The organism is Candidatus Neomarinimicrobiota bacterium, assembly GCA_022567655.1.
In the GTDB taxonomy this organism is placed as follows: domain Bacteria; phylum Fidelibacterota; class SORT01; order SORT01; family SORT01; genus JADFGO01.
In genome coordinates, this window is record JADFGO010000019.1 from 15,354 (window position 1) to 26,496 (window position 11,143).

An 11,143-nucleotide genomic window follows, 5' to 3' on the forward strand; every position below is an offset into this window, starting at 1 on the left:
CGCTTATCTCCGTCTTCCCCTGATCCTGCCGCTCTTCAGAAATCCGTCGTAATGCCGGCTGATCAGATGCGATTCTATCTGCTGCAGCGTGTCCAGAGCCACACCGACGATGATCAACAGACTTGTTCCTCCGAAAAATGATGCGAGGTCATACTGGACGTCGGTCATCTGCATCAATAGGTAAGGAAAGATCGCGACGAATGCCAAAAATATCGAACCCGGTAATGTAACCCGCGTGAGTATGTTGTCGATAAATTCGGACGTTCTTTTCCCGGGCCGGATCCCCGGTATGAACCCTCCTGATTTCTTCATGTTTTCCGCCACCTCAACAGGATTGAAGGCGATAGCCGTATAAAAATAAGTGAAGAACACTATCATCAACCCGAACACCGACCAGTAAAACGGGTGATCGTACGAAAAATACCGCAGAAAGTAATCTTGCAGCCATTCTATGTTGGGAAACAGCGTGGCGATAGTGCTCGGTACGAACATGATAGACTGAGCAAATATTATGGGCATGACACCCGCCGTGTTGACCTTTAAGGGTATATGCGTCGACTGACCCCCGTAAAGCTTTCGCCCTACTACACGCTTGGCGTATTGTACCGGAATCTTCCTCGTGCCCTGTGTCAGGAGAACCACGAACGAGACTATCAGGTACATGAGTCCCATCAGCACCACCTCGGTGAAGATTCCCCGAACCTCCTCGCGCACGAGGCCCACCTCTATGAGAACCACGTTCGGAAAGCCCGCAAGTATGCCTACCATAATGATCAAACTTATCCCGTTGCCGATGCCTCGTTCCGTGATGAGCTCACCGAGCCACATGATCACTATCGTTCCCGTAATCAACGTGAGCATGCTCATCAGGATAAATGACGCGCCCGGATCGCCGGGGACGACCTGAACAGAATCCGGACCGCTGCCAGTGCGTAATCCCATCAGGTAGATAGCAATTCCATATGACTGCACGGTGGAGATCGCCACCGTTCCGTACCGCGTAATTTGAGTTATCTTCTTTCTTCCTTCTTCTCCCTCTTTCTGGAGCTTCTGGAAATACGGGATCACTGCGCCGAGCAATTGAATGATGATCGATGCCGTTATATAGGGCATGATACCGAGAGCGAATATCGTCGCCTTGGCAAATGCGCCCCCCGCGAACATGTCGTACAATCCGAACAGCGTATTTTGGAGACTGCCGACCGCTATAGCCAATGCCTGACTGTCGATGCCCGGTATCGGAATATGACCGCCTATACGGTAAGCAATGAGGATCAGCAGCGTAAACGTTATCCGCTTCCGCAGCTCCGGTATCTTCGTTATCGCAAGCAGCTTTTCTATCATACGGTAGTTACTTTGCCCCCTGCCGCCTCTATCTTTTCAATCGCGCTCTTGCTGAATGCGTTCGCCGAAACCTCAAGCGCACCCTCGACCTCTCCGTTCCCGAGGATCTTCACAGGTTCGTTTTGGCTCCTCACAAGTCCGCTCGCTATCAATACCTCTATATTTATTTCTTTCCCTCCGGCTCTTTTCAATTCGCCGACGTTGACGACCTGAAATTCCGTTCTGAAAATATTCGTGAATCCTTTTTTAGGCACTCTGCGCTGAAGCGGCATCTGCCCGCCTTCAAATCCTGGTTTTTTCCTGAATCCGCTCCTCGCTTTCGCGCCCTTATGTCCCGCAGTGGATGTACCCCCCCTGCCGGAACCCTGTCCCCTGCCGATCCTCTTTCTCTTCCGTTTCTTTCCACCCGGTCGTTTTAAATGCTCCAATCCCATTTATACCTCCTCGACCTTGATGAGATAGTCGATCTTCCTCACCATCCCGCGTATCGCTTCATTATCGTTATGCAGCACACTCTGGTGCATCTTCCGTAATCCGAGCGCCTTGAGGGTTTTTTTAGCCTTATGGTGATACCCTATAGCGCTCTTCACCTGTGTGATCTTGATCTTTTTCGTCGTCTCTTTAGCCGTCATTCGTCATCCATTCCAAATAGCCGCCTGATGGATATTCCCCTCTTGCGCGCTGCGGTCGCCGCGTCAAGAAGGTTTGTTAACCCGTTCATCGTCGCCTTTACGACGTTATGAGGGTTCGGAGACCCGAGTGATTTGGCAAGCACGTCGTGAATACCTACCTGCTCCATCACCGCCCGGACCGCCCCTCCTGCGATGATTCCGGTTCCCGGAGATGCGGGCTTAAGAACAACTCTTGCGGCGCCGAACTTACCTACTATTTCGTGCGGGATAGTCCCGTTAAGCACCGGTACCTTAACAATGTTTTTCCTTGCGACCTCTTTACCCTTGGTGACCGCGGAGAGTACCTCGTTCGCTTTTCCCAATCCGATGCCTACGTGTCCGTTTCCGTCCCCGACAACTACAAGGGCGTTGAATCCGAACCTGTGTCCCCCCTTGACCACTTTGGATACCCTGTTGATCTTTACTACCTTCTCATCGAGAAGCTCTAATTCCGATGCACTGATTTTACGCAACTTTTTCCTCAAATCTTCAATCCGTTTTCACGCGCGCCTTCGGCTACGGCTTTCACCCTTCCGTGATAGAGATAGCCGTTCCTGTCGAAAACCGCCTTCGTGATATTCTTCTTTTTTGCCTGGTCCGCAAGTTGACTTCCGACCATTTTGCTCGCGTCTCTCTTTGACTTGCCTGAGACTTCTCCCTTCATTTCTTCTTTCTGGGTCGATGAGGCTACGAGTGTCGAGCCGGTAGTGTCGTCGACCAGTTGAGCGTATATATGTTTATGGGAGCGGTAAACGACAAGCCTCGGTACGGTAGGCGTACCTGAGATTTTCGCTTTTACCCGTCTCGCTTTTTTAAATCTCGCTTCGTTTTTGATCTTGTTTTTGTCTTTCATTGTCCCCTCGGAAATTAGGCCGTTATCGCTGTAGCGACCTGTTTTCCTGCTTTCTTGCGGACGTATTCGCCCACAAACCGGAATCCCTTTCCTTTGTAAGGTTCGGGCGGTCTCAATGATTTAATGTCCGCGCTCACCTGCCCTACCAGTTGTTTATCTATCCCGCGAATCACAACTTTGGACTGCATATTTCTGAACTCCGCCTTCTCGTGCGCTTCCGGTTTCTGAATTTCAAATTCAATTCCTTCGGGTGATTCAAAGAGTATCGGGTGAGAATAACCGAGGTTAAGAAGTACATTCTTTCCTTTCGGCTCTACCGAATATCCTACCCCTATCAGCTGCAGCGTCTTTTCATAACCCGAGCTGACTCCCTGAACCATGTTGAACAGCAAAGCGCGTGTCAAGCCGTGAAGGGCGCGCACTTCCTTCTCGTCGCTTGCCCTGGTCACGGTTGCGCTGCCGTTTTCGACGGTTATGGTAATTCTCGGGTCGAACGTTTTTGTGAGCTCGCCTTTGGCTCCCTTGACAATGACCGTGTTTCCCTTCTGCAAGAGCTCAACTCCATCCGGAATTTCAATCGGTACTTTTCCTACTCTTGACATCTTAAACCCTCTACCAGACCCGGCAGATCACTTCACCGCCCTGGTTTTGTTTCTTTGCATCCCTGCCTGACATAATTCCCGAGGAGGTACTTATGATCGAAATTCCGTACCCGTTTTTCACTCTCGGGATATTTTTAGCCGTACAATAAATGCGTCTTCCGGGCTTCGAAATGCATTCGATTCCGTATATCACTCCTCTGCCGTCGTTCATGTACTTGAGGAATAATCTCAGCCGCCCCTGAACTCCGTCATCGATGGCTACAATATCTTTGATATAACCCTCTTTCCGCAGGATGAGCGATATAGACTTCTTCATAGTGGAAGCCGGTATGTCCACCCAGCGCTTTTTCGCCATCTGGGCGTTCCTGATTCTCGTTAGATAATCCGCTATCGGATAAGTATGCGACATCGCTTCTCCCTTACCAGCTTGCCTTGGTTATGCCCGGAATCTCTCCCTTGAGAGCCAGCTCCCTGAAGCAGATCCTGCACAGTCCGAATCTTCTCATATACGAACGCGCTCTTCCGCATCTTCTGCACCGGTAATACGCTCTGACGGCAAATTTTGGTTTCCGTTTCTGTTTCGCTATTAACGATTTTTTTGCCATAAATTATGCTTCCGACTCCTCCGTGTGCACCCTGAACGGCATTCCGAACGCCTTCAGCAGCTCGAACCCTTCTTCATCGGTGTTTGCGGTTGTTACGATTGTAATGTCCAATCCCCGTATTTTTTCTACCTTGTCGTAATCGATTTCGGGAAAGATAATCTGTTCCTTCACGCCCCAGGAGAAATTCCCGAATCCGTCAAACGATTTCTGTCTCAACCCGTTGAAGTCACGCACACGCGGGATCGCTATCGAGATCATCCTATCGAGAAATTCGTACATCCTTTTTCCGCGGATAGTCACTCTCCCCCCGACAGGGTCTCCCTCTCTTATTTTAAAATTCGCTATCGCTTTCTTCGCTTTGGTTACGACCGCCTTCTGCCCGGCTATGGTCGTTAGATCATCGAGAGCCATTTCGAGGTCTTTCGGTTCATCCTTTGCATTTCCGACCCGCGCATTCAGCGATATCTTATCGAGCTTCGGCACCATGTTCGGGTTCCGGTAACTGAATTTTTCTATCATGTAAGGAATCACCGTATCGACGTACCGGTCCATCAAGCGCGGCACATAATCGTCCGGCTTCCGGGCTGCTTTTGGAGTCGCTTTCGGCTCTTCCGCAGGCTTCGGCGCCTTTTTCTTTTCCGCTGCCGGTTCGGCATCCGCTTTCGCCCCGGCTTTTATCTTTGGTGCGCTTTCAGCTTTTGTATCCGGTTTTTCAGCCGCTATTTTGGCGGCTGGTTGTTTCTTACTCTTCTCCGTCGCCGGTTTAGCGCTCGCTTTTACCGATGCTTTCGGTTTAGCGGTTGACTTTGCCGTCTTCTTCTTGACGGCAGCTTTTTCCGTCTTTTTCTCTTTTTCTTCAGCCAATCTTAAGTTATCTCTCCACAGTGAGAACAGATTCTTACTTTTGAACCATCGTCTAAAATTTTATGCTTTTCCCTTGTCGGCGTGTTGCATTTGCTGCAAATCAGCATAACGTTCGAAATATGAATCGGGGCTGAGAACTCCATGATGCCGCCCTGAGGATGCTTTTGTGAGGGTTTTGAGTGCCGTTTCACTAAATTCATCCCCTCCACAATAATTTTGTTCTGTTTCGGCAGAGCCTTAAGCACTTTACCTTTGTTGTCCTTTCGCGAGGCTTCGGAGCCTGAGATTATCAACACCCGGTCGTTTTTCCTGATCATGCCTACACAACCTCCGGCGCCATCGAAATTATTTTCATATGCTGCTTTTCCCGCAGCTCCCTGCCGACCGGCCCGAAGATACGAGTGCCTATCGGCTCCATCGAATCATCCACCAAAACGGCTGCGTTCTCATCAAAACGTATGTATGAACCGTCTTTCCTCGACAGTTCTTTCTTTGTCCTCACTATTATCGCTTTCGACACCTGTCCTTTTTTGACCATCCCGTTGGGTATGGCGCTTTTTATCGTTACAACTACAACGTCCCCGATGCTGCCGTATCGCCTGCGGGTTCCGCCGAGCACCTTGATACACTGGATACTCTTCGCTCCGGTGTTATCGGCAACAACCATTCTCGTGTGCACCTGTACCATGGTTACTTCGCCTTCTCAACTATTTCCGAGACCCGCCACCGCTTATGCCTGCTCATTGGTCTCGATTCGATTATCCGGACCGTGTCCCCTACATGACTCTTGTTTTCATTGTCGTGTGCCATAAACCGTTTGGATTTTCTTACCATCTTTCCATAACGCGGGTGCGGGACCCTGCGTTCCACCTTGACTATCACCGTTTTTTCGGCTTTATCGCTGACTACGATCCCCGTCAGAGATTTTCTTCTTCCGCCGTCGCTCACTTTTCGTCCTCCCCGCCGGAACCGGCGAAAGTGCTGATCCCTAATTTATTTTCGTGCAATATTGTATTCAACTGAGCTATTTCTCTTCTCACTGATTTTATTCTCTGATGGTTCTCTAATTGGCGCAGCGAATGCTGAAACCTCAGGTTTTCCATCTCTTCTAAAGCGTCCCTGAGTCGAATATCAGCTTCTTCGTGCGTTAACTCTCTTAATTCCTGGGTCTTCACTCTTATGCCTCTGCCCTCTTTACAACCTTCGTCTTAATCGGAAGTTTGCTTGCGCCGAGCCTGAACGCCTCGTGTGCCAGTTCATCGTCAACACCGTCGATCTCGAACAGGATCCTGCCCGGCTTTACCACCGCAACAAAATATTCCGGCGAACCTTTACCCTTGCCCATTCGTGTTTCCGCAGGTTTCTGCGTCACCGGTTTGTCGGGGAATATCCTGATCCAGAGCTTACCGTGTTTTTTAACCTTACGGGTGATCGCGACTCGCGCAGCTTCTATCTGCCTCCCTGTTATCCATGCCGGCTCGAGGGCTTTCAACCCGTACAGTCCGAAGGCAACCGTCGAGCCGCGCATCGCTTTGCCGGTCATCCTCCCCCGGTGCTGCTTTCTCCTTTTTACTTTTCTCGGTTCTAACATCAGATCTGTTTCTCTTTACTCGCCAATTTCGGTGAGTCCCCGTTGTATATCCACACCTTGACCCCTACGCAGCCGTAGGTGGTGAATGCCGTAACGCTTGCGTAATCGATGTCGGCCCGTATCGTATGCAGCGGCACTCTGCCTTCCTGAAACCTTTCTCTTCTTCCCATCTCCGAACCGCCGAGCCTTCCGCCTGCTCCCACACGGATTCCACGCGCGCCCATACGCATCGTCGACATGATCGACTTCTTGATTGCGCGCCTGTACGAAACCTTTTCTTCCAATTGCTTGGCGATGTTTTGTGCCACGAGAAATGCGTCTAATTCGGGTCTTTTTATTTCATTGACATTGATCTGAATTTCTCTGTCCGTGAGCTTTTGGAGCTCTTCCCGCAGCTTGTTCACTTCAGTTCCCTTGCTTCCGATGACAATACCCGGTCTCGCGGTGAACACCGTAATGGTAGTCCGTTTGTTCGTCCGCTCTATCATGATCTTGGAGACTGCTGCTTTCTCAAGTCGTTTGTTGATGTACCGGCGAAGCATTACGTCTTCTATCAGCTTGTCCGCAAAATTCTTCTCATCGAACCAGGTGGAATCCCAGGTGCGTGTGATACCTAACCTGTAACCTATCGGATTTACTTTTTGTCCCATCCCTATCCTCTTGTTTTTCTCGACTTTCGCTCGTCCGGAGTGGCAACCACCACCGTCATGTGTGCGGTCCGTTTTAAGATTCTTGTCGCCCTTCCCATCGCTCTCGGACGGAACCGTTTGGTCGAGGGACCGCCGTCCACGAACACCTCTTTTACGAAAAGAGATTCCGGTTCGATGTCTCCGCCCTCTAAATTCACCAAGTTGGCAATTGCGCTTCTCACGGTTTTCTCAAGGTCGTAAGAAGCCTTTTTCTTGGAAAAGTGAAGTATGTTCATAGCGTCATCAACGCCTTTGCCCCTGATGAGGTCGGCGAGAAGCCGCACCTTCCTCGGGCTCTGTCTTGAATATCTCTGGATCGCTTTTGCGTTCACCGTTAGCGCACCTTCGACGACGAATCTTTTTTAGTACCGGAATGGCCTCGAAATGTTCTCGTCGGTGCGAACTCTCCGAGCTTGTGCCCCACCATGTTTTCCGATACATATATGGGAATGAATTTCATACCGTTGTGTACCGCTATCGTATGCCCGACAAAATCCGGCGGTATCGTCGTTCTTCTCGACCACGTTTGAATGACCTTCTTCGAACGCGACGTATTGAGCTCCTGAATCCTTTTCATGAGTCGTTCTTCTACGTACGGACCTTTTTTTATTGATCTCGGCATAAGTTCTTACTTCGTCCTTCTCGAAACTATATATTTATCCGATAACTTTGCTCTACGGGTTTTGCCCCCTTTAGCGGGTTTGCCCCAGGGGGAGACAGGATGTCTTCCTCCGGATGCTTTCCCCTCGCCGCCTCCCATCGGATGGTCCACAGGGTTCATCGCGACACCGCGCACTTTCGGGCGTCTGCCTAACCAGCGGGAGCGACCCGCCTTCCCGATGACGATTATCTCATGGTCTCTGTTTCCGACCTGACCTATCGTTGCCCTGCATTCTTTCCTCACCATTCGGATTTCACCTGACGGCATCTTCAGGAGGACATAGTCCCCTTCCTTTGCCATCACCTGAGCGGACGTTCCCGCGCTTCGTACCGCCTGACCCCCTTTACCGTGCGTCATCTCCACGTTATGTACCATTGTTCCCGTCGGTATGTCGTTCAAAGGGAGAGAGTTGCCTGTTTTCAGGGGAGCTTTCGGTCCCGACTCTATCCTGTCGCCTACCTTAAGCCCCACCGGGCAAAGTATGTACCTCTTTTCGCCGTCGACGTAATTCAGAAGGGCTATACGAGCCGAACGATTCGGATCGTATTCGATTGTGGCTACCTTCGCGGGGATTCCGGTTTTATCCCGTTTAAAATCTATTATCCTGTACATCCGTTTATGACCGCCACCCCGTCTTCGGGAGGTTATTCTGCCGGTGTTGTTTCTACCTCCGGTTTTCGTAAGCGGGACTGTCAGACTCTTTTCCGGCTTGGTCCTGGTGATCTCCTCGAATGTTGAGGTGGTCTTGTACCGTTGTGCCGGAGTAGAAGGTTTATATTGTTTTATCGGCATTTGTTTAAGAAGGCTCGTTTCCGTAAACGTCGATAGTTTCGCCCGGAAGCAGTGTGACTATAGCCTTTTTCCAATTCGCTTTTTTGCCTTCGGTTCGTATTACCCGCCCGCCGCTTTTTACGGAGAGGCTTCTCTTCTTACCTCTTATATTTAAAGTCCGGACATGTTTCACCCTAACCCCGAACTTCAATTCAACAGCCCTCTTTATCTGGTGCTTATTCGATTTCGGCATCACCTCAAACGCATATGCGTTTTGCGATTCCTGGAGAATGTGCATCTTCTCCGTGATAATAGGTTTAATCAGCACCGTGCCGCTCATTGGACTTCTCGTTCGGCGGTTTTCTTCGTTTGATCAAACATCTTGTTAATTATTTCTACCGCACCCGTTTCAATTATCAGTGTCTTACTGCTGAGCAAATCGAGAGTGGAGCTATAGTCAGCCCTTACTACCATCAGATTTCGCAAGTTGCGTGCGGCGAGGAGAACGTTCTCGTTAAGTTCCTTGACGAGCAGGAGAGCGCTGCCGCCGTTGATTCGAAGGCTTTGCAATAGATTCCTCATCTGCTTCGTCTTATTGTCTTCAAAGTTCAATTCCTCGATGACCCTTATGCTTCCTGCCTTTGCGTGCGTGGAAAAGGCGCTCCGTCTTGCCAGCTGTTTCACTTTTTTATTTATCTTATGCCGGCTGATGCCCGGTTTAAGCGCAAACGTATGACCGCCGCCTCTCCAAATGGGGGATCTGATCGTGCCTATCCTTGCTCTTCCGGTGCCTTTTTGCCGCCACGGTTTCCTTCCGCTGCCCTGTACTTCAGCCTTGTTCTTCGTCGCACGGCTCCCCTGTCTCAAATGTGCGAGCTCGGCAATTACCGCGGAATGAACCGCGTTGTCGTTCGGTTCGATTTCGAATATCTGCGGGCTCAGATTTACCTTTTTGCCGGTGTCATCGCCCGATGCTGTCAGTACGTTCAGTCTCATCTTAATTCCAGATTCTCACGAACGAATTTATCGCTCCCGGAACCGGTCCCTTGACTACTATCAAATTCTTTTCTACGTCCACCCGCATGATGCGTACGTTGCGGCGGGTATTTTTTTCTCCTCCCATCCTGCCGCCCATCCGCATTCCCTTGAATACCCGCGAGGGATACGAACTTGCGCCCACTGAACCGGGAGCGCGCACTCTGTCCGTTTGCCCGTGAGTTTTCGGTCCGCCGGCAAATCCATGACGCTTTACGACTCCTGCAAAACCCTTCCCTTTTGATTTACCGGATATCTTGACCCTCTCGCCTTCGGTGAACTGATCGACTTTAAGCTCGTCCCCGATCTCAGCCGGCTTTTCTTCCTCGCCGGTTTTCACTATTATTTTGCCTCTGAACTCAGCAAGGTGTTTCCGCGGTTCCGTGTTAATTTTTTTAAAAAGTCCGAGCTGCGCTTTTTTCGTTTTTGATTCCTGGCGCAGTTCATAGCCGATCTGTACCGCCTCGTATCCGTCCTTCTCTAATGTTTTTATCTGAGTCACCACGCACGGCTTCACTTCGATAAGGGTGACCGCGACGTTCGTGCCGTCCTCCTCGAAGAATCGCGTCATGCCGAGCTTTTTCCCAATGAGACCCGCTACTTTCAAACTTTTATCTCGATGTCAACGCCGGCCGGCAGATCGAGCTTCATCAGTGCATCAACCGTCTTCGGCGTCGAGTTTAATATGTCTAACAATCGTTTGTGTATCTTCGTCTGGAACTGTTCTCTCGATTTCTTGTTTACGTGCGGTGAACGGAGAACAGTGATTAGGGTTCTCCTGGTAGGCAGTGGGATCGGTCCCGATACTACCGCGCCCGTGGACCTTGCCGTTTTCATTATCAATTCGGTCGATTTGTCCACGAGGTTGTGGTCATACGCTTTTAATCTGATTCTTATCGTCTGTCCCGCCATGCTTATATATTACTCCTCAATTGCCCTTGTAGCTGTGGCGTAGCCACACGGCGAATGCCGGGTGTCTGCGTCCAACCCTCTATCATCATACGCAGTCATCCGGCAGCTGCCGGATGACCGCGCCACATCAATACCGCCTACTCCCCCCTCCTTCCCAAGGAGGGGAACACAATGGGTGCCCCGCTTTCTGCGGGATTAGTCCCGCCATCGGCGGGAGTTTTCCAAATAAAATAATTCCTCTTATTCCCCTCTAAAAAGAGGGGTGGCTCCGCTGAAAGCGGAGACGGGGTGTGTAATGAGTTCAGGCTCTGCATAATCTTCTCGTCTACTCTATGATCTCGGTTACTACGCCCGCGCCGACGGTGTGTCCACCTTCGCGGATAGCAAACCGGAGTTCCTTCTCCATCGCTATAGGGGTGATCAACTCGATCTCCAAACTGACGTTGTCCCCCGGCATGACCATCTCCGTGTCCTTGGGCAGCTCGACAAGTCCCGTAACGTCCGTAGTCCTGAAGTAAAACTGCGGTCTGTAACCCTTAAAGAAT

The 11,143-nt window shown here is 50.5% G+C and carries 23 protein-coding genes; all 23 read right to left on the reverse strand.

Annotated elements, in window-relative coordinates; all coding sequences use genetic code 11:
- Positions 1 to 3 precede the first annotated feature (3 nt).
- The gene (gene secY, locus IID12_03475; protein MCH8288155.1) at positions 4 to 1,344 is read right to left on the reverse strand and encodes a preprotein translocase subunit SecY; all 1,341 of its coding nucleotides are present in this window, start codon (positions 1,342 to 1,344) and stop codon (positions 4 to 6) included.
- Positions 1,341 to 1,778 (reverse strand): 50S ribosomal protein L15, encoded by a 438-nt coding sequence (rplO, locus tag IID12_03480; GenBank protein ID MCH8288156.1) that lies wholly within the window; start codon positions 1,776 to 1,778, stop codon positions 1,341 to 1,343. Before rplO ends, secY begins: the two co-directional genes overlap by 4 nt.
- The gene (rpmD, locus tag IID12_03485) at positions 1,779 to 1,976 is read right to left on the reverse strand and encodes a 50S ribosomal protein L30 (GenBank protein MCH8288157.1); all 198 of its coding nucleotides are present in this window, start codon (positions 1,974 to 1,976) and stop codon (positions 1,779 to 1,781) included.
- Positions 1,973 to 2,500, reverse strand: a complete 528-nt coding sequence (rpsE, locus tag IID12_03490) for a 30S ribosomal protein S5 (GenBank protein MCH8288158.1) — start codon at positions 2,498 to 2,500, stop codon at positions 1,973 to 1,975. Before rpsE ends, rpmD begins: the two co-directional genes overlap by 4 nt.
- Positions 2,497 to 2,868 carry a 50S ribosomal protein L18 gene (locus tag IID12_03495; GenBank protein ID MCH8288159.1) on the reverse strand — a complete coding sequence of 124 codons (372 nt, stop codon included), beginning with the start codon at positions 2,866 to 2,868 and terminating at the stop codon, positions 2,497 to 2,499. Before IID12_03495 ends, rpsE begins: the two co-directional genes overlap by 4 nt.
- Before the next feature lie 14 nt (positions 2,869 to 2,882).
- On the reverse strand, positions 2,883 to 3,470 hold the full coding sequence (gene rplF, locus IID12_03500) for a 50S ribosomal protein L6 (GenBank protein ID MCH8288160.1): 588 nt from the start codon (positions 3,468 to 3,470) through the stop codon (positions 2,883 to 2,885).
- 10 nt (positions 3,471 to 3,480) lie between these two features.
- Positions 3,481 to 3,879, reverse strand: coding sequence for a 30S ribosomal protein S8 (rpsH, locus tag IID12_03505; GenBank protein MCH8288161.1), 399 nt, complete (start codon positions 3,877 to 3,879; stop codon positions 3,481 to 3,483).
- A 10-nt stretch (positions 3,880 to 3,889) separates the two neighbouring features.
- Entirely contained in the window at positions 3,890 to 4,075 is a 186-nt protein-coding gene (locus IID12_03510) for a type Z 30S ribosomal protein S14 (GenBank protein MCH8288162.1), read from the reverse strand.
- Between the two features lie 3 nt (positions 4,076 to 4,078).
- Positions 4,079 to 4,639, reverse strand: coding sequence for a 50S ribosomal protein L5 (gene rplE / locus IID12_03515; GenBank protein MCH8288163.1), 561 nt, complete (start codon positions 4,637 to 4,639; stop codon positions 4,079 to 4,081).
- 302 nt (positions 4,640 to 4,941) lie between these two features.
- Complete coding sequence (locus tag IID12_03520) at positions 4,942 to 5,256, reverse strand: 50S ribosomal protein L24 (protein MCH8288164.1); 315 nt, start codon at positions 5,254 to 5,256, stop codon at positions 4,942 to 4,944.
- A gap of 2 nt (positions 5,257 to 5,258) precedes the next feature.
- Positions 5,259 to 5,627, reverse strand: coding sequence for a 50S ribosomal protein L14 (rplN, locus tag IID12_03525; protein MCH8288165.1), 369 nt, complete (start codon positions 5,625 to 5,627; stop codon positions 5,259 to 5,261).
- A 2-nt stretch (positions 5,628 to 5,629) separates the two neighbouring features.
- The gene (gene rpsQ / locus IID12_03530; protein MCH8288166.1) at positions 5,630 to 5,887 is read right to left on the reverse strand and encodes a 30S ribosomal protein S17; all 258 of its coding nucleotides are present in this window, start codon (positions 5,885 to 5,887) and stop codon (positions 5,630 to 5,632) included.
- On the reverse strand, positions 5,884 to 6,120 hold the full coding sequence (gene rpmC, locus IID12_03535; GenBank protein MCH8288167.1) for a 50S ribosomal protein L29: 237 nt from the start codon (positions 6,118 to 6,120) through the stop codon (positions 5,884 to 5,886). The genes rpsQ and rpmC overlap by 4 nt, the downstream gene beginning before the upstream one ends.
- Complete coding sequence (rplP, locus tag IID12_03540; GenBank protein ID MCH8288168.1) at positions 6,117 to 6,530, reverse strand: 50S ribosomal protein L16; 414 nt, start codon at positions 6,528 to 6,530, stop codon at positions 6,117 to 6,119. Before rplP ends, rpmC begins: the two co-directional genes overlap by 4 nt.
- Entirely contained in the window at positions 6,530 to 7,180 is a 651-nt protein-coding gene (gene rpsC / locus IID12_03545; GenBank protein MCH8288169.1) for a 30S ribosomal protein S3, read from the reverse strand. Before rpsC ends, rplP begins: the two co-directional genes overlap by 1 nt.
- 2 nt (positions 7,181 to 7,182) lie before the next feature.
- Positions 7,183 to 7,551, reverse strand: a complete 369-nt coding sequence (gene rplV / locus IID12_03550; GenBank protein MCH8288170.1) for a 50S ribosomal protein L22 — start codon at positions 7,549 to 7,551, stop codon at positions 7,183 to 7,185.
- Between the two features lie 2 nt (positions 7,552 to 7,553).
- Positions 7,554 to 7,841, reverse strand: a complete 288-nt coding sequence (rpsS, locus tag IID12_03555; protein MCH8288171.1) for a 30S ribosomal protein S19 — start codon at positions 7,839 to 7,841, stop codon at positions 7,554 to 7,556.
- A gap of 6 nt (positions 7,842 to 7,847) precedes the next feature.
- The gene (rplB, locus tag IID12_03560; protein ID MCH8288172.1) at positions 7,848 to 8,672 is read right to left on the reverse strand and encodes a 50S ribosomal protein L2; all 825 of its coding nucleotides are present in this window, start codon (positions 8,670 to 8,672) and stop codon (positions 7,848 to 7,850) included.
- A gap of 4 nt (positions 8,673 to 8,676) precedes the next feature.
- A complete protein-coding gene (gene rplW, locus IID12_03565) occupies positions 8,677 to 8,991 on the reverse strand; it encodes a 50S ribosomal protein L23 (protein ID MCH8288173.1) in 315 nt (104 codons plus the stop codon).
- A complete protein-coding gene (rplD, locus tag IID12_03570) occupies positions 8,988 to 9,647 on the reverse strand; it encodes a 50S ribosomal protein L4 (protein ID MCH8288174.1) in 660 nt (219 codons plus the stop codon). The genes rplW and rplD overlap by 4 nt, the downstream gene beginning before the upstream one ends.
- A 1-nt stretch (position 9,648) precedes the next feature.
- Entirely contained in the window at positions 9,649 to 10,257 is a 609-nt protein-coding gene (rplC, locus tag IID12_03575) for a 50S ribosomal protein L3 (GenBank protein MCH8288175.1), read from the reverse strand.
- 32 nt (positions 10,258 to 10,289) lie between these two features.
- On the reverse strand, positions 10,290 to 10,598 hold the full coding sequence (rpsJ, locus tag IID12_03580) for a 30S ribosomal protein S10 (GenBank protein MCH8288176.1): 309 nt from the start codon (positions 10,596 to 10,598) through the stop codon (positions 10,290 to 10,292).
- Between the two features lie 325 nt (positions 10,599 to 10,923).
- Positions 10,924 to 11,143: elongation factor Tu (gene tuf, locus IID12_03585; GenBank protein ID MCH8288177.1), on the reverse strand; the 220-nt coding region annotated here is incomplete at its 5' end.

What these genes read in the sequence shown, in the direction of transcription:
- secY (MCH8288155.1), bottom strand. Translation starts at nt 1,344, where the DNA reads ATGATAGAAAAGCTGCTTGCGATAACGAAGATACCGGAGCTGCGGAAG.
- rplO (MCH8288156.1), bottom strand. Translation starts at nt 1,778, where the DNA reads ATGGGATTGGAGCATTTAAAACGACCGGGTGGAAAGAAACGGAAGAGA.
- rpmD (MCH8288157.1), bottom strand. Translation starts at nt 1,976, where the DNA reads ATGACGGCTAAAGAGACGACGAAAAAGATCAAGATCACACAGGTGAAG.
- IID12_03495 (MCH8288159.1), bottom strand. Translation starts at nt 2,868, where the DNA reads ATGAAAGACAAAAACAAGATCAAAAACGAAGCGAGATTTAAAAAAGCG.
- rplF (MCH8288160.1), bottom strand. Translation starts at nt 3,470, where the DNA reads ATGTCAAGAGTAGGAAAAGTACCGATTGAAATTCCGGATGGAGTTGAG.
- rpsH (MCH8288161.1), bottom strand. Translation starts at nt 3,879, where the DNA reads ATGTCGCATACTTATCCGATAGCGGATTATCTAACGAGAATCAGGAAC.
- IID12_03510 (MCH8288162.1), bottom strand. Translation starts at nt 4,075, where the DNA reads ATGGCAAAAAAATCGTTAATAGCGAAACAGAAACGGAAACCAAAATTT.
- IID12_03520 (MCH8288164.1), bottom strand. Translation starts at nt 5,256, where the DNA reads ATGATCAGGAAAAACGACCGGGTGTTGATAATCTCAGGCTCCGAAGCC.
- rplN (MCH8288165.1), bottom strand. Translation starts at nt 5,627, where the DNA reads ATGGTACAGGTGCACACGAGAATGGTTGTTGCCGATAACACCGGAGCG.
- rplP (MCH8288168.1), bottom strand. Translation starts at nt 6,530, where the DNA reads ATGTTAGAACCGAGAAAAGTAAAAAGGAGAAAGCAGCACCGGGGGAGG.
- rpsC (MCH8288169.1), bottom strand. Translation starts at nt 7,180, where the DNA reads ATGGGACAAAAAGTAAATCCGATAGGTTACAGGTTAGGTATCACACGC.
- rpsS (MCH8288171.1), bottom strand. Translation starts at nt 7,841, where the DNA reads ATGCCGAGATCAATAAAAAAAGGTCCGTACGTAGAAGAACGACTCATG.
- rplB (MCH8288172.1), bottom strand. Translation starts at nt 8,672, where the DNA reads ATGCCGATAAAACAATATAAACCTTCTACTCCGGCACAACGGTACAAG.
- rplW (MCH8288173.1), bottom strand. Translation starts at nt 8,991, where the DNA reads ATGAGCGGCACGGTGCTGATTAAACCTATTATCACGGAGAAGATGCAC.
- rplD (MCH8288174.1), bottom strand. Translation starts at nt 9,647, where the DNA reads ATGAGACTGAACGTACTGACAGCATCGGGCGATGACACCGGCAAAAAG.
- rplC (MCH8288175.1), bottom strand. Translation starts at nt 10,257, where the DNA reads ATGACGCGATTCTTCGAGGAGGACGGCACGAACGTCGCGGTCACCCTT.
- rpsJ (MCH8288176.1), bottom strand. Translation starts at nt 10,598, where the DNA reads ATGGCGGGACAGACGATAAGAATCAGATTAAAAGCGTATGACCACAAC.